The 26985-nt window shown below is 70.5% G+C and carries 16 protein-coding genes and 2 pseudogenes; 14 read left to right on the top strand and 4 right to left on the bottom strand.

Annotated elements, in window-relative coordinates:
- Nucleotides 1-130 precede the first annotated feature (130 nt).
- Together ACHFIV_RS17190 and ACHFIV_RS17185 are read left to right on the top strand one after the other, a co-directional pair.
- On the top strand, nt 131-2566 hold the full coding sequence (locus ACHFIV_RS17190; protein WP_398969223.1) for a GH92 family glycosyl hydrolase: 2436 nt from the start codon (nt 131-133) through the stop codon (nt 2564-2566).
- Nucleotides 2567-2738: 172 nt separating this feature from the next.
- Nucleotides 2739-6074, top strand: a complete 3336-nt coding sequence (locus tag ACHFIV_RS17185) for a LamG-like jellyroll fold domain-containing protein (protein ID WP_398969220.1) — start codon at nt 2739-2741, stop codon at nt 6072-6074.
- A gap of 135 nt (nt 6075-6209) precedes the next feature.
- Here ACHFIV_RS17185 and ACHFIV_RS17180 read toward each other — a convergent pair whose 3' ends face one another.
- Complete coding sequence (locus tag ACHFIV_RS17180) at nt 6210-7229, bottom strand: LacI family DNA-binding transcriptional regulator (RefSeq protein ID WP_398969217.1); 1020 nt, start codon at nt 7227-7229, stop codon at nt 6210-6212.
- Nucleotides 7230-7442: 213 nt separating this feature from the next.
- Here ACHFIV_RS17180 and ACHFIV_RS17175 point away from each other — a divergent pair, with 213 nt between their 5' ends.
- On the top strand, nt 7443-8273 hold the full coding sequence (locus tag ACHFIV_RS17175) for a phytanoyl-CoA dioxygenase family protein (protein WP_398969214.1): 831 nt from the start codon (nt 7443-7445) through the stop codon (nt 8271-8273).
- A 45-nt stretch (nt 8274-8318) separates the two neighbouring features.
- Here ACHFIV_RS17175 and ACHFIV_RS17170 read toward each other — a convergent pair whose 3' ends face one another.
- The gene (locus tag ACHFIV_RS17170) at nt 8319-10664 is read right to left on the bottom strand and encodes an AbfB domain-containing protein (protein WP_398969211.1); all 2346 of its coding nucleotides are present in this window, start codon (nt 10662-10664) and stop codon (nt 8319-8321) included.
- A 600-nt stretch (nt 10665-11264) separates the two neighbouring features.
- Here ACHFIV_RS17170 and ACHFIV_RS17165 point away from each other — a divergent pair.
- From ACHFIV_RS17165 to ACHFIV_RS17130, 8 genes and pseudogenes are all read left to right on the top strand, one after another.
- A complete protein-coding gene (locus ACHFIV_RS17165) occupies nt 11265-12350 on the top strand; it encodes an ABC transporter substrate-binding protein (RefSeq protein ID WP_398969208.1) in 1086 nt (361 codons plus the stop codon).
- A gap of 98 nt (nt 12351-12448) precedes the next feature.
- Nucleotides 12449-14056: a sugar ABC transporter ATP-binding protein gene (locus tag ACHFIV_RS17160; protein WP_398969205.1), complete on the top strand. Its 1608-nt coding sequence runs from the start codon at nt 12449-12451 to the stop codon at nt 14054-14056.
- Nucleotides 14053-15051, top strand: coding sequence for an ABC transporter permease (locus tag ACHFIV_RS17155; protein WP_398969203.1), 999 nt, complete (start codon nt 14053-14055; stop codon nt 15049-15051). The genes ACHFIV_RS17160 and ACHFIV_RS17155 overlap by 4 nt, the downstream gene beginning before the upstream one ends.
- The gene (locus ACHFIV_RS17150) at nt 15048-16088 is read left to right on the top strand and encodes an ABC transporter permease (protein ID WP_398969200.1); all 1041 of its coding nucleotides are present in this window, start codon (nt 15048-15050) and stop codon (nt 16086-16088) included. Before ACHFIV_RS17155 ends, ACHFIV_RS17150 begins: the two co-directional genes overlap by 4 nt.
- 65 nt (nt 16089-16153) lie before the next feature.
- Nucleotides 16154-17191 carry a LacI family DNA-binding transcriptional regulator gene (locus tag ACHFIV_RS17145; RefSeq protein WP_398969197.1) on the top strand — a complete coding sequence of 346 codons (1038 nt, stop codon included), beginning with the start codon at nt 16154-16156 and terminating at the stop codon, nt 17189-17191.
- Nucleotides 17191-18291, top strand: coding sequence for an aldose epimerase family protein (locus ACHFIV_RS17140; protein ID WP_398969194.1), 1101 nt, complete (start codon nt 17191-17193; stop codon nt 18289-18291). The genes ACHFIV_RS17145 and ACHFIV_RS17140 overlap by 1 nt, the downstream gene beginning before the upstream one ends.
- A gap of 26 nt (nt 18292-18317) precedes the next feature.
- A pseudogene (locus ACHFIV_RS17135) lies at nt 18318-18413 on the top strand (site-specific integrase); the annotation flags it as partial.
- A gap of 118 nt (nt 18414-18531) precedes the next feature.
- Nucleotides 18532-20112, top strand: a complete 1581-nt coding sequence (locus ACHFIV_RS17130) for an FAD-dependent oxidoreductase (RefSeq protein ID WP_398969192.1) — start codon at nt 18532-18534, stop codon at nt 20110-20112.
- A 36-nt stretch (nt 20113-20148) separates the two neighbouring features.
- Here ACHFIV_RS17130 and ACHFIV_RS17125 read toward each other — a convergent pair whose 3' ends face one another.
- Nucleotides 20149-23160 (bottom strand): carbohydrate binding domain-containing protein, encoded by a 3012-nt coding sequence (locus tag ACHFIV_RS17125; protein ID WP_398969190.1) that lies wholly within the window; start codon nt 23158-23160, stop codon nt 20149-20151.
- 271 nt (nt 23161-23431) lie between these two features.
- Here ACHFIV_RS17125 and ACHFIV_RS17120 point away from each other — a divergent pair, with 271 nt between their 5' ends.
- Nucleotides 23432-23857: an acyl-CoA thioesterase gene (locus ACHFIV_RS17120; RefSeq protein ID WP_398969187.1), complete on the top strand. Its 426-nt coding sequence runs from the start codon at nt 23432-23434 to the stop codon at nt 23855-23857.
- Nucleotides 23858-23873: 16 nt separating this feature from the next.
- Here the strand turns inward: ACHFIV_RS17120 and ACHFIV_RS17115 are convergent, their stop codons facing one another.
- Nucleotides 23874-24458: a YdeI family protein gene (locus ACHFIV_RS17115; protein WP_398969186.1), complete on the bottom strand. Its 585-nt coding sequence runs from the start codon at nt 24456-24458 to the stop codon at nt 23874-23876.
- 553 nt (nt 24459-25011) lie between these two features.
- Between ACHFIV_RS17115 and ACHFIV_RS17110 the strand changes: the two genes are divergently transcribed.
- Complete coding sequence (locus tag ACHFIV_RS17110; RefSeq protein WP_398969721.1) at nt 25012-26193, top strand: S8 family peptidase; 1182 nt, start codon at nt 25012-25014, stop codon at nt 26191-26193.
- A gap of 384 nt (nt 26194-26577) precedes the next feature.
- Nucleotides 26578-26982: pseudogene (locus tag ACHFIV_RS17105) on the top strand (discoidin domain-containing protein); the annotation flags it as partial.
- Nucleotides 26983-26985: the final 3 nt, after the last annotated feature.

The following is a 26985-nucleotide window of genomic DNA, read 5'->3' as shown; positions in this document are numbered from 1 at the left end:
CGATCGGTTCGTGGCATTCCCTCGCACGCCGCGGGGACCTACGCTCGGCCGCGAATCGATCAACGCTGCCGCGTCGTGGTCCGAACGGTGCTGACAACGTTGTCCCTCTCCGTCGGAGGTATCCGAGAACATGCCCTCCAGACCGTCCCCGGCCCGGCGTCTCACCGCACGGGCCGCCGCGATCGCCCTCGCCGGCACACTCGCCGGCGCCGTCGTGCCGCCGGCCGCCGAGGCCGACGTGCTGGTCGCGCGCCCCACCGCCTACGTGGACCCGATGATCGGCACGGCGAACGGCGGCAACACCTACCCCGGCGCCGTCCGTCCGTACGGCATGATCGCCTGGTCGCCGACCAGCACCACGGGCGACCAGACGAGCACCGGGGCGGCCAACGGCTACGAGTACGGGGTGACCCGGATGCGCGGCCTGAGCCTCACCCACGTCAACGGCGCCGGGTGCAACCCCGGCGCCGCGGGTGACGTACCGATCATGCCGTTCGTCGGCGACGTCACCTCCTCGCCGTCCGCCGACACGAAGGACGCCGTCTACGCGTCCGGCTTCTCGCACGACGACGAGCGCGCCGTTCCCGGCCGTTACACCGTCGGGCTGGACTCCGGTGCCACCGCGGACCTGGCCGTCAGCGAGCGCGCCGGTGTGGCCGACTTCGGCTTCCCGGCGGACAGGCCCGCCAGCCTGCTCTTCCGGGTGTCCAACTCGTTGAACGGCAGCGAGGACGCCGAGATCGAGATCGACACCGCCCACCGCAAGGTGACCGGTTCGGTGCTCACCGGCGCGTTCTGCGGCAGACGCGCCAACGGCGGTACGAACAACCGGAAGAGCTACTACCGGCTCTACTTCAGCGCCTCCTTCGACCGCGCCTTCTCCGCCACGGGCACCTGGCGCGACGGTACTCTCACGCCGGGCGCCACCAGCACGAGCGGCGGCGAGGGCTATGCCACCGGGGCAGACCGCGCCGGGCGCGGTTCCGGGGGCTGGGTTGGCTTCGACACCGCGGCCGACGACGACGTCCGCATGCGGATCGGGATCTCCTACGTCAGCCAGGCGGGCGCGGAGGCCAACCTCCGCCAGGAGATCGCGCCGAGGGCGAGCGTCGACGACGTGGCCCGCGCGGGGTCCGCCGCCTGGGACCGCGAGCTCGCCTCCGCGCGCGTCGGCGGCGGCAGCGACGCGCAGCGCACCGCCTTCTACACCGCGCTGTACCACTCGCTGATGCAGCCGAACCTGATCAGCGACAGGGACGGCCGCTACCCGGGCATGGACGGGAAGCCGCACCGCGTGACGCGCGGTCAGAAGGCCCAGTACAGCAATTTCTCCGGGTGGGACCAGTACCGCGCCCAGATACAGCTCCTCGCCCTCCTCAAACCGAGGGTCGCCGGCGACTTCGCCCAGTCGCTCCACAACTTCTCCCGGCAGAACGGCGGAGTCTGGGACCGCTGGGTGCACGTCAACGGCGCCACACATGTGATGACGGGCGACCCCACGGCCGCCACCCTCGCCACGTTCTACGCGATGGGCGTGCGCAACTTCGACTACGAGGGCGCGTTCGAGTCCCTGGCGCGGCAGGCCACGGTGCCCCACCCGGACGGCCTCTCCGACGCGGGGTGCCCCGGCCAGTGCACCGGCCAGCGCCCCAATCTCGCCCAGTACCTGGAGTCCCGCTACGCGGCCCAGGACGTCTGCCACTGCTGGGGCGGTGCCGCCGAGACCCTGGAGGACGCGGTCGCCGACGCGGCACTGGGCCGGTGGGCCCGGCTGCTCGGGCGCGACGAGGAGGCCGACGCCTTCGAGGAGCGCGGTCTCTGGTGGCGCAACGTCTTCAACCCCGAGGCCGGTGACGGCGCCGGGACCACCGGCTACATCCAGGCACGCAACCTCGACGGCTCCTGGGTGACCCCCTTCAGCCCGGGCAGCGACCGGGGCTTCGCGCAGGGCAGCAGTGCCACGTACACCTGGATGGTCCCGCAGGACGTGCAGGGGCTGGCCGAGGCCATGGGCGGCCGTGACGTGGCAGCCGAGCGGCTGGACGGCTTCTTCCACAAGGCGGACGGTTCATGGTCGGTCAAGGGCGGTGACGCGCTGCGCTACGACCCCACCAACGAGCCGGGCATCCACGCCCCTTGGCTCTACAACGCGCTGGGGCAGCCGTGGAAGACCCAGGAGACCGTACGGGAGATCGTGAACACGGTCTACGGGACCGGCCCGCGAGGACTGCCCGGCAACGACGACCTCGGCACGATGTCGGCCTGGTACGTCTTCTCGGCCCTCGGTCTCTACCCGCAGACACCCGGCAGCGCCACCATGCTGCTGGGCGCGCCGCTGTTCCCGTCCGCGGTGCTGCACCGGCCTCAGGGCGGTGACATCCGGATCAGCGCCCCGGAGGCCGATGCGACACATCCGTACATCGACGCGGTGAAGGTCGACGGACGCCCGGCCGACAGGTCGTGGACGGACGCCCGGCTGGTCACCCGTGGCGGGTCGCTGGCCTACCGGCTCGCCGACCGGCCGAACACGTCCTGGGCCACACGGCCTGCGGATCTTCCGCAGTAGCACACCGACCGGACCTGTTCCGGAGCCCGGTGGGCGGCGCCGTGCCGTTCGCCGGGCTCCGCCCGCCCGGCGCGGAGGGCGGGAGGGGCCCCAATTTTCTATCGTTGAAAATTCTGCGTGCACGACCGTTGTCAGCTGTTTGGGGCTGTGGCTCAATGTTCGACTATGTGCAGTGCTCCGCGGTTCGGGGCACTCCGGCTTCTTCGACGAGGACGACGCCTTGATACGACAACTAGCCCGCCCCCGCACGTTGCTCCGATCACTCGCCTGTACGGCGGCGCTGCTGCTCCCGCTCGGGGCCACCCTGGTCCCGGCCGCCGCCGCGGCTCCCGCAGCCTCCGCGGCCGAGGCCGCCACCGCCACGGCGTTCACCGAGGAGGACCCGTCCACCGAGGTGCACGGTCTCAAGGGCGAGTACTTCGCCATGTCCGCCCCGGGCGCCCGTGACTTCGCGAAGCTCGGCGCGACCGCGCTCGACCCGGACATCAACTTCCCCGGGCTGACCGGCGCCTTCGAGTCGGCCACCGGACGGACCGAGCACACCACCGCCCGCTGGACGGGGCAGATCGAGGCCCCGGAGACGGGTGACTACACCTTCTCCGCCATCGGTGACAACGGTTTCCGGCTCTTCATCGACGACAAGGCGGTCATCGATCACTGGGAGCCGGACTGGGACAAGGAGCAGACCAGCGTCCCGGTCGCGCTGAAGGCCGGTGAAGCGCACACGTTCCGGCTGGAGATGTTCCAGGACACCGGCGGGGCGAACATGTTCCTGCGCTGGTCGAGCGCGAAGCTCGCCAAGCAGATCGTGCCCGAGTCGGCCTTCACCCCGCCGTCCGACTTCGAGGTCTACCCGGTCGGGCTGACCGTCGCCGAGAGCGGCCTCGAGGTGCAGGCGACCTTCGATCACGAGGTCAGCGGCACGAAGGGCCTCAAGGACCACCTCACCATCGAGGCGGACACGACGCCGATGCCGGTGAAGTCGGTCACCAAGGCGTCGGACAACCCCAAGGCGCTCGTCGTCACCCTGGGCGCCGCAGTCCAGAAGGGCCAGCAGCTCAAAGTCGTCTACGACGGCGAGGGCGGCCTCAAGAACGGCGACGAGACCGTACCGGAGATCAGCCGCAGGGCGAAGAACCTCTCCACGCACCGGCTCACCACGCCGTGGGGTGACAAGGTCGACCCCGCGAACCCGATGCCCGAGTACCCCCGCCCGCAGCAGGTGCGCGACGACTGGAAGAACCTCAACGGGCAGTGGGAGTTCGCCGGAGCCACCGCCGGTGAGAAGCCGGTCTTCGGCAAGAAGCTCGACGAGCGCATCACGGTGCCCTATCCCGTCGAGTCGCAGCTCTCCGGGCTCGAGCGCCACGAAGACCACATGTTCTACCGCAAGCTCGTCACGGTGCCCAAGAGCTGGTCGGTCGGCAAGCGCGACAAGGACGAACGCCTGAAGCTCAACTTCGGCGCCGTCGACTACCAGGCGCGGGTCTGGGTCAACGGCAAGCAGGTCGCCGAGCACACCGGCGGCTACACCGCCTTCAGCGCCGACATCACCGACGCCCTCAAGGGCAGCGGGCCACAGGAGATCGTGGTCGCGGTCACCGACACCACCGGAGCCGACCAGCCCACGGGCAAGCAGTCCCCGAACCCGAGCGGCATCTTCTACACCGCCTCCTCCGGCATCTGGCAGACCGTCTGGATGGAGCCCGTCGCCCCGGCCGCCGTCGACTCCCTGACGACCACGCCGGACATCGACAAGGGCCGCCTCGCCCTGACGGTCAACTCCGAGGACGCCTCGAAGTCCGCCCGTGTCACCGCCGTCGCCCGCGACAGGAAGGGCAAGGTCGTCGGCACCGCCACCGGCCCTGCCAACAGCGAGATCAGCCTGCCGGTCGCCAGGCAGCACCTGTGGACCCCGGACGACCCGTACCTGTACGACCTCGAGGTCACCCTCAGGGACGGCCGCTCCAAGGACACCGTCGACAGCTACTTCGGCATGCGCTCCTTCGACGTCGCCGAGGTCGGCGGCTACCAGAAGCTGGTGCTCAACGGAAAGCCCTTCTTCTCCCTCGCCCAGCTCGACCAGGGCTTCTACCCCGACGGGCTGAACACGGCCCCCAGCGACGACGCCCTCGTCTTCGACCTCAAGGCGCAGAAGGACCTCGGCTTCAACTCGGTCCGCAAGCACATCAAGGTCGAGCCCGCCCGTTGGTACTACCACGCCGACAAGCTGGGTCTCCTGGTGTGGCAGGACTTCGTCTCCGGCAACATCACCGGCGAGAAGGGCCAGAAGGCCTTCCTCGACCAGGGCGCCGAAATGATGGAGCAGCTGCACAACCACCCCTCCATCGGCGCCTGGATCGTCTTCAACGAGGGCTGGGGCGAGTGGGACCGCACCGAGACCGGCAGGATCACGGAGAGGGTGCAGGCCGCCGATCCCTCGCGCGTCGTCAGCGCCCACAGCGGTGTCAACTGCTGCAACTCCAAGGGTGACTCCGGCAAGGGCGACATCATCGACCACCACGACTACAACAACACCGACCCGGCCTTCCCCGACGAGACGCGTGCGGCGATCGACGGTGAGCACGGCGGCTTCACCCTGCGCATCCCCGGCCGCATGTGGCCCGGCGCCCCCACCGCCATCTACAGCGGTGTCGCCGACAAGGACGCCCTGACCGCCAAGTACGTCGACAACACCCGTACCTACTACCTGGAGGCGGCAGGGGCCGAACTCTCCGGCTCCGTCTACACCCAGGTGACCGATCTGGAGAACGAGCTCAACGGTCTCTGGACGTACGACCGCCGCGAGATCAAGGTCGACGCCGCGAAGGTGCGGAAGATCAACCAGGAGGTCGTCGCCGCCGGCGCCGCAGCGGGCGAGCGGGACGAGATCAAGGGCGGCGGTGCCTGGTCCCTCGACGAGAACCAGGGCGCCAAGGCCGCCGACAGCGGCCCGAACCACCGAGACCTCACCCTCTCCGACGGAACGTCCTGGACGGCCGGGGTGCGCGGTTCGGCGCTCAAGTTCGACGGTGAGGGACAGTACGCGCAGACCGACGGGCCGGTCGTCGACACCACCGGCGACTACACCGTCTCGGCGTGGGCTTCGCTCGACGCGCTCCCGGGCAACTACGCGACGGTCGTCAGCCAGGACGGCCGTCGCCAGGAGAACCCGTTCTACCTCCAGTACGGACAGGGCGGGTTCGCCTTCTCCACGCCGGGCGCACACCGGGCCCGGCTGGAACTGAAGCCCGAACTCGGCCGGTGGTACCACCTCGTCGGCGTGCGCAGCGGTGACGAGATCAAGCTGTACGTCGACGGCGAGCTCGCCTCCACCGCCGCAGCGGGTTCCGCCGATGTCAGCACCGGCGCGCTGTCCGTGGGCCGCGCCAAGTGGTCGGGCGCGCACACCGACTTCTGGAACGGCTCCGTCGACCAGGTGAAGGTGTACGACAAGGCGCTCACCGACCAGGAGGTGACCGCCCTCCACGACGGCGAACAGCCGTAGGGAGCACCCCGCGGGACCACTCCCGGCAGTGTGCGCACACGCCGCACCGCCGGGAGCTCGGTGCCGTCCGGCGGCGTGTCCCGAGAGGTCCCCCCTGACGTCCGCGCTCCGCGCGCGACGGCCGTGCGCAGACCGTCAGGCCGGGAGGACCGGATCTCCGGTGCTCTCCCGGACCAGTACCCGGTGCGGGACCACGATCCGGCGGGCCGGCAGTGTGCCGAGACGGCCGAGGACGCGCTCGGTCAGGCACTGCACCGCGCGTTCGGCGATCTGCTCCCGGTCCGGGGCGATCGTGGTGAGCGAAGGGGCGGCGAACCTGCCGTCCTCGATGTCGTCGAAGCCCATCAGTGCCAGATCCTCCGGCACCCGCACGCCCTGTTCGGCCGCCACGCGCAGTGCGCCGAGTGCCAGTTCGTCACTGAAGCAGAAGACGGCGTCGACGGAGCCCGGCGCCGCCAGCAGTTCACGCAGGGCACGTGCCCCTTCGGCCCGGTGCAGGTCGGCCACCTCCACCTCGGCCACCGGACGCAGCCCCGCCTCCCGCAGCCCTTGCCGGAAGCCCTCCGCCCGCAGTTCCGCCGTGCCGTGGCCGAGCGCGGACTGCAGGCCGATCGCGGCGACGCGCCGACGGCCCCGTGAGACCAGGTGACGGGCGGCGTCCCTGGCCGCACCCACGTTGTCCAGGGCGACGTGGTCGATGGAACCGTGCGGCTCAAGCTCGCCCAGGACCACCAGCGGCAGACCCCCGGCGAGCGAAGCCAGATCGGCCGGTGAGGTCGACCAGGGGCTGATGATCATCCCGTCGACCTGATGCCCCTCGGACCCGTCGAGAAGCCGCCGTTCCAGATCCGCCCGCCCTCCGGTCCGCTCCAGGAGCACCGTCCACCCGCGCTCCTGTGCCGCGTCGATGAGAAGGCCCGTCAGCGCGCCGAAGTACGGGGAGTGGATCTCCGGCACGACGACCCCGATGAGGCCCGTACGCCCCTGCCGGAGGTTGCGGGCGGCGAGATTGGGGCGGTATCCCAGTTCCTCCACCGCCGCCATGACCCGGGCGCGCGTCGCGGGAGCCACGGCCGCCGCGTTGCTCACGACGTTGGAGACGGTCCGGACGGACACACCGGCGAGCGCCGCGACGTCCTTGAGCCTCGCTGCCACGGTCGGTGCGCTCCTGTCCCTCCGGGCGGGGCGGCCCGTCGTCCGCCTCTTCCGCGGTGAGCACCGTAACAGCCCTCGTCCACCTTGGTTCGCATCTCCTCTTGCTTCGTTGTTTGCAACGTTGCAACATGGGGTTCGCAGGCCGGGCGCCGAGGAAGGCGCCCTACCGGCCCGCGCGTTGTCCCGCTGCCCCCCGACGAGAGGACCACCGTCATGACCGACGCCGCGACCGCCGCCCCGCACCTCGACGCGGCCGTCCAGGACCTGTACACCGCCGGCATCACCGCGTGCCGGGGTGCCTTCACCCCGGAGTGGGCCGACGCGATGCGTGAGGACATCGAGAAGGCCTTCGCGGAGGCGCGCGGGCGGGAGGGCGGGGCGGTCGGCCGGGGGCCGCACCGCTTCTACGTGGAGATACACCCCGAGCAACTGCGGGGCTTCGTCGACCTCGTCGACCATCCGTGGGTGCGCGGGGTGTCCGAGGCCGTCCTGGGGGCCGACTACCGCATCGTCGAGCTGGGCTTCGACGTCCCGCTGGCCGGGGCGGTGAACCAGCCCTGGCACCGGGACTTCCCCATGCCCGACGCCACGCGGCACCAGCGGCGGCTGACGTCTCTCGCCTTCAACCTCACCGCCGTGGACACGCGCGACGACATGGGGCCGTTCGAGATCGCTCCGGGCACCCAGTGGGACGACGACCCGCGCTTCGCGCACGGCATGTTCCCGCCCCGCGACTCCTACCCGCGCTATGCCTCGCTCGCCGAGCGCAAGTACCCGAGGCGTGGGGACGTCTCGGCCCGTTCGGCCCTGACGATCCACCGGGGCACCGCCAACCACTCGCCGGACTCCAGGCCGGTCCTGGTACTCGGCGTCGACGCACCAGGGGCCGGCAACGACGCGCAGCACGACATGGCGGTGACCAGGGAATACTGGGCGTCGCTGCCCGGACGGGTCCGCGCCCACCTGCACTGCCCGGTCGTGGAGGAGCTGGCCCCCATCGTGCAGAAGCACACCATCGAGGGCCTGGTCATGGGCGACGCGTGACCCCGCCGGGCCCGGTGGACGGCCCGCCGGGCCCGGCTGCTCACCTCAGGGTGCCCAGGGGGCGTCCACAGCCCACGTCGTGTCCTCGGTGAAGGTCGCCGCGTTGTCCCAGGCGTGACCGCCGCCCGGAGTCGCCAGCCACACCTCCGAGCCGATGTGGCGCAGGTAGCTGCCCGGCAGATTGGCGCTCGACAGCCGCACGCCGCCCTGACCCGCCACCGCGCACCAGGTGGCGTCCGCCTTGAAGAGGGCCGACCCGTCGCTCGCGTCGCGGCGGACCCGGAAGTCCCGGTGGCGCAGGTACTCACCGGGGTAGTTCCGGGACTCGAACGAATAGCAGTTGCCGTTCGCCAGGCCGGTGACGACCTTCCACGTGGCGTCGTTCTTCAGCAGCGCCGTACTGCCGCCGTCGACGACGGCCGTGTGGGCGAGCTCCTGGGAATGGCGCAGGTACTTGTTCGTGTGCCCCGCAGTGGTGACCCTGAGCGACCTGTTCCCGGTGGGCAGGGTGACCGGCGGCGGGGGAGTCCTCGACGCCTGGATCAGGGCCTGGTTGGCGGCCTTCACCCGGGCGGTGTCCACCTTGACCACCTGGCGGTCGTAGGTCAGCAGCCCGTTGGCCTCGTTCTCGACGTCGGTGATCTCCGTGTAGACCGAAGCGGAGAGCCCGACGGGCAGCTGACCCACGCGGATCGAGTCGATGAGGCCCACGAAGCGGTTGTTCAGAGCGGAGAGGCTCGCCTGGTCCTCGTAACTGAAGCCGCCGCCCGGATACCACTCGTGTCCCGGCACCTTGTGGCCCAGCCCGCCGAACTCGCCGAGTACGGCGGCCCGCGTCGCCGTCGGAGCGGTGTTGCCCGGCCCGACGTAGACGTGGTTGTCGATCACGTCGCCGTTGCCGCCGTCCACCGAACCGCAGCAGTTGACCCCGCTCATGTTGTTCACCAGGCGCGACGGGTCGTACGCCTTCACCTCGTCGGCGATCCTGGCCTGGTCGTACTGTCCCCACCCCTCGTTCTGGTTCACCCACATGACCACCGAGGGCGAACTGCGGTGCTGGTCGATGACCGCGTGGTACTCGGCCTCCCACTGGGTCCGTGCCGCGGCGTCGGGGGTCTTCCCGGTGTCCATCGCGGGCATGTCCTGCCAGACGAGGAGCCCCAGCCTGTCCGCCCAGTAGAACCAGCGCTGGGGTTCGACCTTGATGTGCTTGCGGACCATGTTGAAGCCGAGGTCCTTGTGCGCCTGGAGATCGGACCTCAGAGCGGCGTCGGTGGGCGCCGTGTAGATGCCGTCGGGCCAGTAGCCCTGGTCCAGCGTCCCGGTCTGGAAGACGAACTTCCCGTTGAGGACCGGGCGCAGGATGTCGTCGACCTTCGCGACGCCGACGGACCGCATGCCCGCGTAGCTGCCCACCGTGTCCACCACGCTGCTGCCGTCGAGCAGTTCGGCGCGTACGTCGTAGAGGAACGGGTCGTCGGGGCTCCACAGCCGGGGGTCCGGCACCGGTACGGGGATGTCCGCGCCGGGGGCACCCGTCGCCGTACCGACGACCGTGCCACCGCGGGAGACGGTGACCCTCGCGCTGCGGCCGGCTGCTGCTGCCGCCCGCACCTGCACCCGCAGGGTGCTGTTCCCGAGGTCCGGGGTCATGTCCAGGCGTGTGACGTGCGACGTGGCGACAGGCTCCAGCCAGACCGTCTGCCAGATCCCCGAGGCCGCGGTGTAGAAGATCCCGCCGCCAGGGTGCGGGTTCACGTCGTTGATCCGCTGCTTGCCGACGGCCTGGCCACCGTTCTGCGTGGGGTCGTACACGGAGACCACGACGGTGTTCGTACCGCCGTTGAGCCGGGGAGTGATGTCGTACGAGAACGAGTCGAAGCCGCCCTTGTGGGCGCCGACCCGGGTGCCGTTGACCCAGACGGTGCTCTGCCAGTCGGAGGCGCCGAAGTTGAGCACGGTGCGCCGGCCGTTCCAGTCCGACGGCACGGTGAAGGTGCGCTTGTACCAGAGCTTGTCGTTCTCGGTGATCCTGCGCTTGATGCCGGAGAGCGCGGATTCGGCGACGAACGGGACCCTGATCTGCTCGGAGAACGCCGAGGGCTGCCCGGCGTCGCGGCCGGTCACCGCGAAGTCCCAGACGCCGTTGAGATTGGCCCAGTCGGGGCGGGTCAGCTGTGGCCGGGGGTATTCGGGGAGCGGGTTGTCCACGGACACCTGGTTCGTCCAGGGCGTCGTCATGGGCGCCGGCTTCGGTGTCCACGCCGTGGGTGCGGCTGTGGCCGGGGCGGTGGCGGCTCCGACGAGTGCGGTGGCGAGCAGCGCCAGCAGGCCGGTGCCGGCGGTTAACCGTCCCCACCAGGTGCGGCGTGGTGCGGGTGCGGATGTCATCCCAGGTACTCCTTCATGAGGAGGAGCCCGCCGCGCCGGCCGGCGCGGGGGGTGGCACGTCGGCGGACCGTTGCTCAGCGCGGCTGCCGGAGATGGTCCGCGGTCCCGTTGCCGTCGTACTGGACGACATGGGCGCTGCCGGCGGTACCGCTTCTGCCCTGCCGGACAGCCGGCGCACGGCGGAGGTGGGCGTCGCGCCCGCAGCTGACGGGACGACACCTCAGTGCAACGTTGGAAAACTGATGTCCGCGGTATGACAGCACGCGGTCATGTCGGTGTCCAGAGGTGGCGCAGTACCTGGTGCGGTACGTGGCGCGGACGGGCCCGGTGATCGGTGGGGGCGGGGGCGCTCCCTGGGGCGACACATTTTGGAAACGCATGGACAGCCCTCTTGTTTCCTGCGGCGCCGCGCCTATATAACGTTGTAAACCGAGCCGCCGAGAGGCCGCACAAGCCCTCACGACCGCAGTTTCCGCAGCTCGCGGCGGGACCGTGAGGGAAAACAGCGCCATCTGCCGCCGAGCGTCAGATGCACCGTCCCGCCATGCCCGACCGCACGCCGAACGGTGTGCCGTCACCTCGCCAAGGAGCGTCCCGCGCATGATGACCCAGCGTCGATCCCGTACCCTCGCCGCGGCCTGCCTGCTCGCCGCCACCGCCGCGCTGGCCGTTTCCGGCTGCTCCAAGTCGGAGACCACGAACAGCGCGGGCGGTGACAGCAGCCAGGGAGCCCAGGCGGCCAGGACTCCCGAGGCGGCTTCCGGCCCCGGCTGTTCACTGCAGAGCTACGGCGCACCCGAGATCGACCTCAAGGACGCCGTGGTCGGCTTCTCCCAGTCGGAGAAGGAGGCCAACCCCTTCCGCATCGCCGAGACCCAGTCCATCAAGGACGAGGCGGCGAAGATCGGCGTCAAGAAGCTCCTCACCACCAACGCGCAGTCGCAGCTCTCCAAGCAGATCAGCGACATCCAGGACATGCTCTCCCAGGGGGCGCAGTTCCTCATCATCGCTCCGCTGAACTCCGACGGCCTGGAGCCCGCGCTCAAGGCGGCGGCGGCGAAGAAGGTTCCCGTCCTCACGATCGACCGCAAGGTCAACTCCACGGCCTGCAAGGACTACGTGGCCTTCCTCGGCTCCGACTTCGTCGAGCAGGGCAAGCGCGCGGCCGACGCGATGATCAAGGCGACCGGCGGCAAGGGCAAGGTGGCGATCCTCCTCGGCGCATCCGGCAACAACGTGACCACCGACCGGACCAAGGGCTTCGTCGACCGGATCGAGGCCGAGGCACCCGGCATCGAGATCGTCGCCCAGCAGACCGGAGAGTTCGCCCGCGACAAGGGCCAGCAGGTGATGGAGCAGCTCATCCAGTCCAAGCCCGACATCACCGCCGTCTACGCGGAGAACGACGAGATGGGTCTCGGAGCCGTCACCGCGCTGAAGGCAGCGGGCAAGAAGCCCGGCAAGGACGTCAAGATCGTCTCGGTGGACGGCACCCGGAACGCGGTGCAGGCCCTGGTCAACGGCGAGTACAACGCCGTCATCGAGTCCAACCCGCGCTTCGGCCCGCTGGCCTTCGCGACCGCCCAGAAGTTCTACGGCGGCGAGGAGATCCCCGAGAACGTCATCATCACCGACCGCGCCTACGACGAGACCAACGCCGAGGAATCGCTCGGCGGGGCGTACTGATCCGCTCCTGACCCCAACGGCCCCGGCCGCCGTGGCGCTCCCTACGGTCACGGCGGCTCCGGCCCTCACCCTTGGACAGCGGAAGGCCAAGCACACCCATGGCACCACCCGAAGCAGTACCTCAGGCACCGGAGGCGACCGGCCACACGGACACCCCCGTGCTCGAAGCCCGCTCGGTGAGCAAGAGTTTCCCCGGCGTCGTCGCCCTCGACGACGTCAGTTTCTCCCTGCGCGCCGGGGAGACCCACGCGTTGGTGGGCGAGAACGGCGCGGGCAAGTCCACCCTCATCAAGGTGCTGACCGGCGTCTACCGGCCGGACGGGGGCGAACTTCGCCTGACCGGCGAACCGGTCCGCTTCGCCCGGCCGTCCGAGGCGCAGCAGGCCGGCATCTCCACGATCTACCAGGAGGTCAACCTCGTCCCGCTGATGAGCGTGGCGCGGAACATCTTCCTGGGCCGCGAACCCCGGAACCGCTTCGGCCTCATCGACTTCGCCCGTATGCACCGGGAGACGGGCGAGCTGCTCGACGGGTTCGGTGTACGCGCCGACCCACGGCGTCCCCTGCACACCCTGGGTGTGGGCACCCAGCAGATGGTCGCGCTCGCACGCGCGGTGTCGGTCAACGCCCGGGTCGTCATCATGGACGAGCCCACCTCCTCGCTCGAACCACGCGAGGTGGAGACCCTCTTCCGTGTCACCGAGCGCCTGCGCGGCCAGGGCATCGCCGTCCTGTACGTCAGCCACCGCATGGACGAGCTCTACCGGATTTGCGACCGGGTGACCGTCCTGCGCGACGGACGCCACATCCACACCGGCGACCTCGCGGACCTCGACCGGATGCAGCTCGTGTCGATGATGCTCGGCCGCGACCTGTCCGAGGTACGCCGCTCCGGTGTCACCAGTTTCGCGGCGGAGGGACACGAGGCCGCCCGCACACCCGTCCTCACCGCGACCGGTCTCTCCAGCCGCCTCCGGCTCCACGACATCTCCGTGTCGTTGTACGCGGGCGAGGTACTCGGCCTCGGGGGCCTCCTCGGTTCCGGGCGCAGCGAGACCGCCAAGGCGCTGTCCGGCGCGCTGCCCCTGGACGCCGGCGAGCTCACCGTCGACGGCACCACCCTGAAGCGGCTCACCCCCGCCGCAGCCATCCGGGCCGGCATCAGCCTGCTGCCCGAGGACCGCAAGGCCGAAGGCATCGTGCCCGGTCTCTCCGTCCGCGAGAACATCGTGCTGGCGGCCATGCCCCGTCTCTCCCGGGCCGGTGTCGTCTCCCGTGCCAAGCAGGACCGGATCGTCGACATCTTCATGAAGCGCCTGAGGATCAAGGCGTCGAGCCCCGAGCAGAAGGTCGGCGAACTCTCGGGCGGCAACCAGCAGAAGGTGCTGCTGGCCCGCTGGCTCTGCCTGGAACCCAAGGTGCTGCTGCTCGACGAGCCCACCCGCGGCATCGACGTCGGGGCCAAGGCCGAGGTCCAGAGCCTCATCGACGACCTCGCCCGCGAGGGCCTCGCCGTCCTGCTCATCTCCTCGGACATCGAGGAGCTCATCGAAGGCGCCGACCGGATCGTCGTGCTGCGCGGCGGAGCGGTCGCGGGCGAACTGTCGGGCGACGACGTGGCCGAGGACCGGCTGCTCGAAGTGCTCGCCGACCACGCACCGGAGCCGGCGGACAGGGCCCCGGCCGCCCAGGAGGACCCCCGATGACCCAGACCGCCACCGCCCCGTCCACGAAGAGCGACAAGCCCCGCACCTCCGCGAGCCCACTGGCCCGGCTGCGTGATCCCGCCTGGTACCAACGGTACGGCGTGTACGTGGCCGTGGGGGTGGTACTGCTCTTCAACGCCCTGTTCACCGAACACTTCATGACCACGGACAACTTCCGCACCCAGCTCGTCCAGGTCGCCCCCGTCGTCATCGTCGCCCTGGGCATGGCCCTGGTCATCGGCACCGAGGGCGTGGACCTGTCCGTCGGCTCGACCATGGCGCTCGCAGCCGCCTTCCTCCCGCTCTACCTCGGATACGGCCTCGTACCCGCGCTCGTCGTCGCCCTCCTGGCAGGCGCCGTCGTCGGAGCGGTCAACGGCGCGCTCGTCTCCCTCGTCGGGCTGCAGCCCATCGTGGCCACGCTCGCCCTGTTCGTCGGAGGCCGCGGACTCGCCCTCGTCATGGCCGACGGCCAGCTCAAGCAGATCGTCAACCCCGACCTGCTGTCGCTCGGCACCGGCTCCTTCCTCGGCATCCCGCTGGTCGTCCTGATCGCCGGCGTACTGGCCGTCGCCGTCGCCTTCCTGGTACAGCGCACCACCTTCGGCAGGCAGGTCGTCGCCGTCGGCGGCAACCGCTCCGCCGCGGCGCTCGCGGGCCTGCCCGTCAAGCGGGTCCTCATCGGCGTCTACGTGATCTGCGGGCTGCTCGCGGCACTCGCCGGCATCCTCGCCACGGCCAGACTCACCGCGAGCGACCCGTCCTCGCTCGGCACCCTCATGGAACTCTCCGCCATCACGGCTGTCGTGGTCGGCGGGACCCCCCTCAACGGGGGATCCGTCCGGGTGCTCGGAACCGTGGCGGGCGCCCTGCTCATGCAGCTCCTGCGCGCCACGCTCGTCAAGCACGACCTGCCCGACTCCACCGCACAGATCGCCCAGGCGGCCATCATCATCGCCGCCGTCTACGTCGCCCGGGAGCGTCGGTCCCGATGAACGAAACCAAACCCCTCACCGCCGCCCCGGTCCCGCCGGCGCCGAAGGCGCCCGCGCCCCGCCCCGCCGGCGCCGAGCGGACCGGCCGGCAGCGCGCGGCCGAGCTCCTGCAACGCCAGGGAGTCCTCGCTGTCCTGCTGACCGTCGTGATCGCCGCCTCGTTCGTCTACCCGACGTTCGCGTCCCTGGACAACGCCCGCGGAGTGACGATCCAGGCCTCCTTCCTCGCCGTGGTCGCCCTCGGCATGACGATGGTCATCATCACCGGCGGCATCGACCTGTCCGTCGGATCGGTCTTCGCCCTCGGCGGCGTCCTCGCCGCCTGGGGCTCGCAGTACGGACTCCTCGCCGCGCTGCTCCTGCCCCTCGTGGTGTGCGGCGGAATCGGCCTGCTCAACGGGTTCTTGATCGCCCGGGGGAACATGGCGCCCTTCATCGTCACCCTCGCCACGCTCCTGGGCGCCCGTGGCCTGCTGCTCGCCCTCACCGACGAGGGCGCCACCACGTATCTGGTGCCCAAGGACTCCGCCTTCGGTGAACTCGGCCAGGGCAGTGTCTGGGGCTTCGGCCACCCGGTCCTCATCGCCCTGGTGCTCTTCGGGGCCGGCGGCCTCGTCCTCCAGCGCACCTCGTTCGGCCAGACGCTCTTCGCCGTGGGCGGCAGCAGCGACGCGGCCACGCTGATGGGCCTCCCCGTCGCCCGGACGAAGATCCTCGTCTACACGCTCAGCGGGCTGCTCGCCGGGCTCGCCGGCGCGCTCAACGCGGCGAGGCTGTCCTCCGGTGTCACCATCGTCGGCGTGGGGATGGAACTCGACGCGATCTCCGCGGTGGTCATCGGGGGCACACTCCTCGTCGGCGGCGCCGGATCCATCAGCGGAACCCTCTGGGGGGTCCTGCTGCTCGCCGTCATCCAGAACCTGATCAACCAGGTCGGCTCACTCAACTCCTCGTACCAGTCGGTGGTCAGCGGCGGCTTCCTTATCGTTGTCGTGGTGGCGCAGCGCTATCTCGCGCGCAGTCGCAGAAGCACCTGACGACGAGCCGGCCGCTCAGGGCCGGACAGAGAACCAGACCGAGCCGAGCCGAACCAAGGAGTGCCGTGGGCGTCAGCCTCAAGGACGTTGCACAACGGGCGGGCGTGTCCATCAAGACCGTGTCGAACGTGGTGAACAACTATCAGCACGTCACACCCGCCATGCGCACCAAGGTGCAACAGGCGATCGACGAACTCGGCTACCGGCCGAACCTCACCGCCCGTCATCTGCGCAAGGGACGCACGGGCATCATCGCCCTCGCCGTCCCCGAGTTCGGCAACCCGTACTTCGCCGAACTCGCCGGAGCGGTCATCGACGCGGCCGCCCGGCACGACTACACCGTCCTGGTGGACCACACCGCCGGCCTGCGGGACAAGGAACTCCTGGTCAGCCAGGGATTCCGGTCCCACGTGATCGACGGCCTCATCCTCAGTCCCATCCACCTGGAGACCGAGGACCTCATGGCGCGCACCGAGACGGCGCCCCTGGTCCTGCTGGGGGAACGCGAGTACGAGGCGCCGTACGAGCACATCGCCATCGACAACGTGGCAGCGGCCCGCGCGGCCGTGCGCCATCTCATCGGCCAGGGCAACCGGCGGATCGCGTTCCTCGGATCGCGCACCGGCCGGGAGCGCCAGCCCGCGCACCTGCGGCTCCGGGGCTGGCGCGAAGAGCTCGCAGCCTCCGGCATCACCCCGGACGAATCCCTCGTCGTGGTGACCGACGGCTACGGCCGCGAGGACGGCGCCGCCGGCATGGCCAGGCTCCTGGACCGGGAGGACAGGCCCGACGCCGTCTTCGCCTACAACGACCTCATCGCCATCGGCGCGATGCGGTCCATCACCGAACGAGGCCTGCGGATCCCCGAGGACATCGCCGTCGTCGGTTTCGACGACATCGAGGAGAGCCGCTACACCACCACCACGCTCACCACCATCGCCCCCGACAAGGAAGCCATCGCCCGCCTCGCCGTCGACAGCCTCGTCGAACAGCTCTCGGGCTCACACGTCGCCGAACCGCGCAGGCCCCGCCCCGGCTACCGCCTCGTCGTCCGCGAATCCACCACGCCCGGGCCCGACTCCGGCCACACCGAGGACCACTGATGCCGCGCCCCACCGTGCACCGCACCCCGTTCGGCCTCGCCCAGGGGACCCCGACCGACCTGTGGACCCTCGACAGCGGGACGGGAGTACGCGCCGGGGTACTGACCTACGGCGCGTCCCTGCACCACCTCACCGTGCCGGACACCACGGGCGCCACCGCCTCGGTCGTCCGGTCCCTCGCGACCCTCGACGACTACACGGCCGAGCACCCCTACTTCGGCGCCGTCGTCGGCCGTTACGCCAACCGCATCGCCCACGGCCGGTTCGTCCTGGACGGCACCGCGCACCACATCCCCGCCAACGACCGGGGCCACGCACTGCACGGAGGTCCGGATGGCTTCCACACCAAGGTGTGGGAAGCGGCACCCGACCGGAGCACGGACAGCGCGTCCGTACGGCTCACCCTGCACAGCCCCGACGGCGACATGGGCTTCCCCGGGGCGCTGGACACCACGGTCACGTACACCCTCGACACCCGGGGCACCCTGGCCGTCGACTACGAATCGGTCACCGACCGCCCCACGGTCGTCAACCTCACCAGCCACGCCTACTTCGACCTGGCCGGCCACGAGGACGTCCTCGGTCACCACCTCGAGGTCGACGCCGACACCTACCTGCCGGTGGACGACGCCGGCATCCCCCTGGGGCCGCCCGCCGAGGTCGGCGGAACCCCCTTCGACCTCACCGCGCCCCGGCTGCTGGGGGACCGCCTGCGCACCGAGGACGCACAACTGCGCGCCGCCGGCGGCTTCGACCACTGCTGGTTCCTGCGGGACACGGGCGGCGGCCTGCGCCGCGCCGCCCGTCTCACCGCGCCGGGGGCGGCACGCGTCCTTGAGGTGTGGACGACGGAGCCCGGAATCCAGGTCTACACGGCCAACCAGCTCGACGGCTCCTTCACCGACGGCACCGGGCGCCCCCACCGACGCCACGGCTCGGTCTGTCTGGAGACCCAGCACCTGCCCGACTCGCCCAACCGTCCGGACCTGCCCAGCGCCGTACTGCGCCCGGGCGAGACGGCGCGCAGCCGAACCGAGCTGCGCTTCCCGCACCTGCGGGATCAGGGGTCTGAGGAACATCCGTGTCAGACCGTGCGCTGAACGTTCGCCGGCCCTGGTGGGCGACTGAGAAGCCGGAGAACGTCCGCCGCTGCTTCAAGCCGTCCCCAGAGGCGATCGCGAAGCTCACGAGCCTGCTCGCTCCCGGCGATGGCAGCCGATGAGCCTCGTTCCTTGATTGTCCTCAGCGCCAACTGTGCCGGCCCCATTCTCCTGGCGGGCCGGTCCCTTGACACCGCGGCGAATTCTTGGCCTTTCCGGCCCTCGGTCATAGTCGGCGCCATGGACTTTGACGTAGTGGTGGCCGGAGGCGGCCCGGTCGGATTGATGCTGGCCTGCGAGCTCCGGCTCGGGGGAGCGCGGGTGGCCGTCCTGGAGCGCCTCACCGGAGTGAACCCGACGATCAAGGGCGGGGCAATCACCACGCCCAGCGCCGAGGCGCTCTACCGCCGGGGCATGCTGCCCGCGCTGGCCGAGGTGCAGCGGCAGGCAATGGACCGCTTCCAGGCGTTCATCCGCGAGCAGAACGGCGGGGACGGAGGGCAGGACGCGGGCCAAGGGCTCGGTATCGTCGGGCACTTCGCCGGGATCATGCTGCGCGCCGACCTGGTCGACCGTACGGAGCCGGGCCTCGGCGACGCCGGACCCGCCGCCGAGATCGCCTTCGTGGCGCAGCAGGACATCGAGCGGCTGCTCGGGGAGCGGGCGGACGAGCTCGGCGTCGACGTGCGCCGGGGAGTGGAGCTGTCCGGCTTCGAGGCGGACGAGGAGGCCGTCACCGTGCGGACGAGCGACGGGGCGATACGTGCCGGCTGGCTCGTGGGCTGCGACGGCGGCCGCAGCGCGGTCCGCAAGCTCGCGGGGTTCGAATTCCCCGGTACGGACCCGGAGGTCACCTGTCACCAGGCGGTCGTGGAGATGACCGGCGCCGAGGACCTGACGGTCGGCTGGACCGCCACGGACACCGGGGTGTACGCCTACGGGCCGATGCCGGGCCGCGTCGTCACTGTGGAGTTCGACGGCCCGCCGGCCGACCGGGACGCGCCGGTCACCGCCGAGGACCTCCAGGCGCGGCTGCGCCGCGTATCCGGCGTGGACGTCACGATCACCGGGGTGCGGACCGCGACCCGCTTCACCGACCACGCCCGTCAGGTCACCGAGTACCGCAAGGGCCGGGTGCTGCTGGCGGGCGACGCGGCGCACGTGCACTCCGCGTTCGGGAGCCAGGGGCTGAGCCTGGGTATCGGGGACGCGATGAACCTCGGCTGGAAGCTCGCCGCGGTGATCGGTGGCCGGGCGCCGGACGGGCTGCTGGACACGTACACCTCCGAGCGGCACCCGGTCGGTGCGTGGGTCCTGGACTGGACCCGGTCCCAGGTCGCGGCCATGCGCCCGGACCCGCAGTCCCGGGCCCTGCGCGAGATCGTCAGCGACCTGGCGGAGACGGTCGTGGGCACCACGTACCTCACCGCGCGGCTCAACGGTGGCGGGGTGCGGTACGAGCTGCCGGGCGAGCACCCGCTGATCGGCCGCAGCACGCCGGACCTCGAACTGACCGACGGCGGCCGCCTCGCGGACCACCTCCACGGCGGCCGGGCGCTCCTGCTCGACCTCACCGACGACCCGGAGTTCCGGGCCCTCGCTGCGGGGTATGCCGGCCGCGTCGACATCCTGACGGCCGGCTGTCCGTCGCGCCCGGAACTGGCGGCGGTCCTCGTCCGTCCGGACGGCTTCACGGCCTGGGCGGCCGACAGGGGGGCGCAGGCGTCGACGTCGCCGGCCGGGCTGGCGGAGGCGCTGGAGGAGTGGTTCGGAGTGCGGGAGGGCGCGGTCACGCCGGGCGGTGAGAACCCGCCGGTGTGACGGACGCACGCCCTCGCGCGTCCGTCACACCACGGCTCACTTCAGGTAGGGACCTGCCGCGCCGACCTTCCCCGGGGCCGCGTTACGGCCGCCGAGGTCGAGGACGTACACCCGCAGATTCCCCTTGCCCGGTGCCGGGACCGCGAGCGTGCCGCCCGTCACCACGCGGGTGTCACCGGTGACTGCGTCCTTGTAGGTCCCGTTCGGGACGCCCGTGTACGTGGCTCCGCCGGAGACGGTCACCAGCGCGAAGCTGTCCGTGCCGCTCGCGGTGTCGGTGTAGCGGCGCTTGTACGCCATCGAACCCGTGATGCCCTCCGTGGAGTACTGCCCCATCTGCAGGGCGGGCACCGCCCGGCGGATCTGGTTGAGCCGCTGCACGTGCCTGACCAGGGGCTTCGCCAGGGTGTCGGCGACCGGACCGGTCGCCGAGGCGACCGTGCCGAAGTCCGACGCCTTCACGTCGCCCGCGAGGTGGCCGCCGTAGTACGCCCGGCCGGTCGTCTCCAGCGGGCAGACCGGCCCGCAGTCGATCTTCTTGCCCGCCTGGAACTCCGTCTCGGAGCCGTAGTACAGCGTGGGGATGCCACGGAACGTCCACATCAGCGACATGTTCTCGGCCCAGGCGTCCGTGCCCCCCGCGTACCGCTCACTGCTCTTGTTGGGACCGTAGTCGTGGCTGTCGACGTACACGACGTTGTAGGTGGCGTCGTTGTAACTGTCGTCCGAGTCCTTGCCGTTGTGATAGGCGTTGTTCGCGTCACCGAAGTTCATGTGCATGCGCATGTCGATGACGTGCATCCCGGAGAACCGGCTGTGATCGGGGACGTGGTAGTCGTTTCCCCTCAGGAAGGCGTTGTCGGACACCGGCTGGGAACCGGTGCCCTGCTGCTGCTCGTAGCCGTACATCTCGAGGGCTGCCTTCTCGTCGTCCGCGGCGTACTCCTTGCGCTCCTTCCAGGTGTAGAACTGCGCGGAGTGGTTGACCGAGCCGCGGTTCCACTTGTCGTTGACGAAGGCGGCGACCTCGCCGAAGACGAAGAAGTTCTTCGCGGCCCCGGCGCCGAACCGCTGGGTGACGCGTTCCTGGATGGCGGGAAGGAAACGGCGGTTCCAGGTGGTGCGGGGGATGTGCACGGCGGTGTCGACGCGGAACCCGTCCACACCCATGTCGATGTACTTGTTGTAGGCGCCGATCAGGTAGTTCTGGACGGGGGCGCTCTCGGTGTTGAAGTCGGCGAGGTCGTCGTGCAGCCAGCAGGACCGGGAGTCCTCGCCCTCCCAGTTGCCGATCCAGCAGTTGTGGTAGAGCGCCTTGGGGAACATGCCCGACGTGGGGCCGGGCCACTGGCAGTTGTAGATCCGGTAGCCCTCGGGGGAGGTGTGCTGGGTGGGGGTGCCCCAGTTGACACAGGTGTTCCCCGAAGGTTCGGCCGTGGACCACAGGTCGCCGTTGTAGTACGACTTCCCCGACTTGGTCTCGACCGTCAGGCCGTCGTACTCGAAGCCGTCGTTCTTCTCGTCGTAGTACCAGCCCCACTGGGCGTCGCGCACTCCGTACGCCTTCGGGGTGAACAGGCCCTTGGCTCCCCAGCGGGAGGAGTGGTTGTGGACGACGTCCTGGTAGATCTTCATGCCCTTGGCGTGGGCCGCGTCGATGAGGTCCTGGTAGGAGGCTCCGGCGGACTCCAGCCGGGAGTCGACCTCGTAGAAGTCGTAGCCGTGGTAACCGTGGTAGTCGTAGTCGGACCGGTTGAGGACCACGGGGGTGATCCAGACGGCGGACATGCCGAGGCCCTTGATGTAGTCGAGCTTGTCGACCAGTCCCTTGAAGTCGCCACGGAACATCGGATCGTCGTTCGCCGCGTTGCCCGACTTCACGTGCTGGCTGCCGCCCCGGTTGTTCGCGGTGTCACCGTCGTTGAAGCGGGCGGTGAGGACGAAGTAGACCGGATCCTTGCGGGGGTCGGTGCCGAGCGGTCTTCCCGGAGCCGGAGCCTCCGCCTCCTCCCCGGTGGCCACCGTGGCCGTGGCGGAGGCCGGCGAGACGTTCCCCGCGGCATCGACGGCCCTCACGGTGTAGCTGTAGGCGGTCCTGGCCTCGAGTCCGGTGTCCGAGAACACCGTCGACCCGACGTCGGTGACCAGTGTGCCCTTGCTGCCGCCGGTCCGCGTCACCTGGTACCTCGTCACCCCCTTGTCGTCGGTGGAGGGGTCCCAGGTCAGTACGACGGACACCCCGTCCGCGCTCGCCGACACCCTGGCCGGGGCGGTGGGCGCCTGCGTATCCGGTGTCGCGGCCGCACAGGGGTCCCCGGCGCCGGTGGTCACCTTCCTGTCCTTCACCGTGGTGAGGCCGGGGGAGAGGGTGTAGTCCCCGCCGTTGTTGTTGTCCCAGACGCCGTTGCCGTTGTTGAAGGCGGCGAGCATGGACCGGGCGGTGCCGAGGTCCACGGACTTCCTCACCCAGCCGGTGCAGGCGGGCTCCATACCCACGCCGGGCACGGTCGTCCAGGAGCCGCCCGCCGGGCGGTAGTGAAGATTGGTGGTCGTCCAGCCGACCGTGGCGGTCGAGTAGTAGACCGACGCCGCGCCGCCCTCCGCGGGGTCGTCCGTTCCGCTCCCCGCACAGGGGTCGCTGTGGGCCACCACACCCTCCTTGACCGTGACGGCTCCGGTGCCCAGGGCGTAGTTCTCGCCGGCGTTGTTGTCCCACACACCGGAGCCGTCGTTGAACGTCGCGGTCAGTCCGGCGGCGCCGCCGAGAGCGACGGTCCCTTTCACCCAGTCCGTACACGCGGGTTCCATGACCACACCGGGCGCGGTCGTCCAGGATCCGCCGTCGGGCGCGTAGTGCAGCCGGTACGCGGACCAGTTCCTGGTCTTCGTGTAGTAGAAGACGGTGGCGGTGGACTGGGAGGCGGCTACGGGCACAGCCGGCCGAGGAGCGGAGGGCCCGGGAGCCGGGGCCGGTGGTCCGAACAACACGGCCGCCGTGACGGCCGCAGCCGCGGGGCGTCCGAGCAGCCGGACAAGGGTGCGTCTCATGCGTGCTTCTCCAGGGGAGGGCCGCGGACGGGTGGACCGCGGCTGCCGACAGCGCAGCCGCTCCGCGAGCGGTTGCGGTATTCCCGCCGGAGAACCCGGACGCGCCTCGGGGTTCGGGCGAGCAGTACGTTCCGAGGAGGCAAGGCCTGTCGGAAGCTTTCTGCAATCTCTTGCACGCAGGAAGTTACCGGTGCATGACAGGTCCGTAAAGAGGGTGCGCGAACCGGGCCGGAGAGGAATGAGGGGTGGCCGCGCACGCGTTCCGGTGGGCATGACCTACTTCGTCGATGTGACGGTGCGCGGCTACGAGCTCGACACCCAGGGCCACCTCAACCAGGCGGTATACCTTCAGTACGCCGAGCACGCCCGATGGGAGCTCCTCCGGGAGGCCGGACTGGCCCAGGAGAAACTGCTCGCCGACGGCGTCGGACCGGTGCAGCTGGAAGTGACGGTGAAGTACCTGCGGGAACTGCGGGGCGGGGACAGGGTGCGTGTGAGCTGCGAGTTCTTCCACAGCGCGGGCAAGACCTTCGAGATCCGGCAGCGGATCGTCAAGGAGGACGGCACGGTCGCCGCGGAGATCGCAGGGGTGGGCGGCCTCCTCGACCTGACGGCGCGTCGGCTCGTCCCGGACCCTGCCGGGCGGTTCGCCTCGCTGGCGACGAAGCCGGAGCTCCTCGGGTTCCGCGCCGCCTGACGAGTGGCGGCAGCGGTCAGGGGACCTTGTCGCCCGACACCAGCCTCGTCACCATGCGTTCCAGGCGTGCGGCCCTGAGGCCAGGAGTCCTCGCTCTGAGGAGCTGCAGGATCACGAGATAGCGGTCCGTCCTGCCGAGCCGCCCGAAGCGTTCCGCCGCCCGTGGGGCTCCGGCCAGCGCGGCGGCGAGGTCGGCGGGGACGGTGGCCTCCTTCTGGGAGGGGTACGCCGTCTCCCATCGCCCGTCCTCGCGCGCGGCCCGCACCTCGGCGAGTCCCGGCTCCCGCATCCGGCCGGCGGCCGTCAGCGCCTCCACCCTCCGTACGTTGACGAGGGACCACGGGCTTGCCGGCCTGCGGGGCGAGATCCGCTGGAGGTAGCACGTCGCGTCGAGGGACTTGCGCTGCCCGTCGATCCATCCATAGCAGAGCGCGGCGTCGATGACCTCGGAGGCCGTGACGGAAGTGATGCCCGAGCCCTTCTTCGCGATCCTCAGCCACAGGGCGGAGAAGGCCCTGTGGTGCTCCTCCAGCCATCGCTCCAGATCCCCGGACCGCTCGAAGAACAGCGGCTCCGCGCCGGGAGCGGTGTCGTCGGCCACAGTCGTGACGCCTCCTTCGGGTCTCCCGGGACGCATCGGGTGCCCCAGGTCCTCGATACACAGGCTAGGCGCCCTGTAGGACAGGTTCCGTCCTCCAGGGCGTCCCGGTCCGGCGTCCGTCGGTCGGGGCCGCGAAGTCCGGAGGCGGCGACGGGCGCGGCAGTGGCGGTGGTGGTGCCGCACGCTCGCCTTCTGCCGGACGCTATGCGGTTCCGTGGCGGTATGCGCGAATGAACCGTTTCACCTCGGAGGGGCCAGGGTTGTGTCACGTGCCCGTCGGCAGCTCTTGCGCGACAAGGCTGTCTTCGCCTTCCTGGTGGGGGCGTGAGGTGTGCGCCGGCGCCGTGCTCCCCGGGCGTGGTCAGGTTGTTGCTCGCAGAAAGAGTGAAACCTTTCATCCGATCGGCCGAATGGGCCTGCCCCCAGTACCGATCGTTGCGCTGTCCGGATGACGCGGCTCAGGCGCGCCGGGGATGTGGACGAAGGGTCAGGTGTTCGTACTTCGCGGACCTGGCAGGTCCGCGAACCGCTCCTCCACACCATGGGAGAACGCATGCGCCTGCGCGCCCGCTGGGCACCGGCCGCTCTACTGCTGATCGCCCCCCTGACCGGCACCACCACGGCCACGGCCGACACCGGCGAGACCCTTGTGCCGGTGCAGAAGTCGGCCCGGGCCGTGCCCGGTCAGTACATCGTCACCCTCTCGCCCGAGCAGAAGCCGGACGCCATGGCCGAGCAGCTCGGTCTTCGTACCCTCTTCACCTACAGCAAGGTCCTGCACGGTTTCGCCGCCTCCCTCACAGCCGCTCAGCTCGAGCAGGTACGGGGCGCGGTGGGGGTCCAGGCCGTCGAGGAGAACAGTGAGGCCTCGGTCTCGCCGCCGGCCGTCGGGACCGCCGGGAAGCGGGCCGTGGCCGGGAGCTGGGGGCAGGACCGCATCGACCAGCGGAGTCTGCCGCTGGACGGCACGTACGACGTGGACGGCACGGGCCAGGGCGTGACCGCGTACATCCTCGACACCGGCATCGAGTCCGCGCACAGCGAGTTCGGCGGCCGGGTGGGCACGGGCTACGACGCGATCGGTGACGGCCGCGACGGCGAGGACTGCAACGGTCACGGCACCCACGTGGCCGGGACCGTGGCGGGCGCGACGTACGGTGTCGCGCCCGCCGCCTCCCTGGTGCCGGTGCGGGTGCTGAACTGCGAGGGCTCGGGCACGTGGGCAGGCATCATCGCCGGCCTCGACTGGATCGCCCGGAACGCGGAACAGCCGGCCGTGGTCAACGCCTCCCTCGGCGGTCCCGCGTCTTCGGCCGTCGACGACGCGTTCGACGCCCTCGCGGCGGAGGGCACCCTGCCCGTGGTCGCGGCGGGCAACGAGGACCAGGACGCCTGCGACGTCTCCCCGGCGCGCGCCGACGGGGTGCTCGCGGCCGGCGCGAGCGACGACCAGGACCGGCAGGCGACGTTCAGCAACTGGGGCACCTGTGTCGGGCTGTACGCCCCCGGCGTGGACATCGTGTCCGCGAACCTCGGCGGTGGTTCCACGACTCTCAGCGGGACCTCCATGGCGAGCCCGCACGTCGCCGGTGCCGCGGCGCTGTACAAGGAGCAGAACCCCGACGCCGCGCCGCAGGAGGTCGCCGACTGGCTGGCCGCCGAGGCGACCCCGGACGTCCTGACGGGCCTGGGCTCCGGCTCACCCGACCGGCTCCTCCACACCGGCGGTCTCTGACCACCGGCCTTCCGCCGGCCTGTTTCCCGGGCGGGGCCCGCGCGTCGCGGGCCCCGCTCTTCGCTGTGCCATGGAACAGGCACTTTCGCGCGGCTCACGGAAGTGAGCAAAAAACGTACGGCTCTTTCGTCCGCCTTTCATGAGTGACGCGGTTCGCCAGTCGGCCCGAAGAAGGGCGTGTAGGGGCCGGACCGGGGCCCCAACACTCCACGTCCTCATGTTCCGGTTTCTGTCCCAGCCGTGGACGCTTCGACCATTCTCTGCAACTCTCTGACTGCCAAGCGCAAAACACGGCTCAGTGGACGCAGGAACGAGTCCGCAGAGCCCGGGTGACAGAGCCGCGCCCTTGGCGTCCACCGCGCCGAGGCTGAAGATCGGGGACGTATGACAACCCAACGCTGGAGATGGCGGGCCCTGTCCGCTGTGGTCACGACCAGTCTTCTGATGATCGGATGGCCGTCGTTCACCGCTGCCGCGGCCGACGGGCCCAACATCGCCGCAGGCCGTGCCGCGGCGGCGAGCAGTGCCGGCAGCGAGTACGTCGCACGGAACGTGACGGACGGCGACCAGGCGACGTACTGGGAGGGGACAGGCGGCACGCTCCCGCAGTGGGTGCAGACCGACCTCGGCTCGGCCGCCCGGGTCGACGAAGTGCGGCTCAAGCTCCCCGCGGGGTGGGAGAGCAGACAGCAGACCCTCTCGCTCCAGGGCAGCGCCGACGGGACCAGTTTCTCGACCCTGAAGACCTCGGCCGCCTACACCTTCGGCCCCGGCAACTCCAACGAGGTCCGG

The organism is Streptomyces sp. ALB3, assembly GCF_044385685.1.
Classification (GTDB): Bacteria; Actinomycetota; Actinomycetes; order Streptomycetales; family Streptomycetaceae; genus Streptomyces.
This window is presented reverse-complemented; position numbering and strand designations above follow the sequence as displayed.

Bases quoted from the DNA above. Each gene is read 5' to 3' on its own strand.
- ACHFIV_RS17190 (WP_398969223.1), top strand. From the start codon at position 131: ATGCCCTCCAGACCGTCCCCGGCCCGGCGTCTCACCGCACGGGCCGCC.
- ACHFIV_RS17175 (WP_398969214.1), top strand. From the start codon at position 7,443: ATGACCGACGCCGCGACCGCCGCCCCGCACCTCGACGCGGCCGTCCAG.
- ACHFIV_RS17170 (WP_398969211.1), bottom strand. From the start codon at position 10,664: ATGACATCCGCACCCGCACCACGCCGCACCTGGTGGGGACGGTTAACC.
- ACHFIV_RS17165 (WP_398969208.1), top strand. From the start codon at position 11,265: ATGATGACCCAGCGTCGATCCCGTACCCTCGCCGCGGCCTGCCTGCTC.
- ACHFIV_RS17160 (WP_398969205.1), top strand. From the start codon at position 12,449: ATGGCACCACCCGAAGCAGTACCTCAGGCACCGGAGGCGACCGGCCAC.
- ACHFIV_RS17155 (WP_398969203.1), top strand. From the start codon at position 14,053: ATGACCCAGACCGCCACCGCCCCGTCCACGAAGAGCGACAAGCCCCGC.
- ACHFIV_RS17150 (WP_398969200.1), top strand. From the start codon at position 15,048: ATGAACGAAACCAAACCCCTCACCGCCGCCCCGGTCCCGCCGGCGCCG.
- ACHFIV_RS17140 (WP_398969194.1), top strand. From the start codon at position 17,191: ATGCCGCGCCCCACCGTGCACCGCACCCCGTTCGGCCTCGCCCAGGGG.
- ACHFIV_RS17130 (WP_398969192.1), top strand. From the start codon at position 18,532: ATGGACTTTGACGTAGTGGTGGCCGGAGGCGGCCCGGTCGGATTGATG.
- ACHFIV_RS17125 (WP_398969190.1), bottom strand. From the start codon at position 23,160: ATGAGACGCACCCTTGTCCGGCTGCTCGGACGCCCCGCGGCTGCGGCC.
- ACHFIV_RS17120 (WP_398969187.1), top strand. From the start codon at position 23,432: ATGACCTACTTCGTCGATGTGACGGTGCGCGGCTACGAGCTCGACACC.
- ACHFIV_RS17110 (WP_398969721.1), top strand. From the start codon at position 25,012: ATGCGCCTGCGCGCCCGCTGGGCACCGGCCGCTCTACTGCTGATCGCC.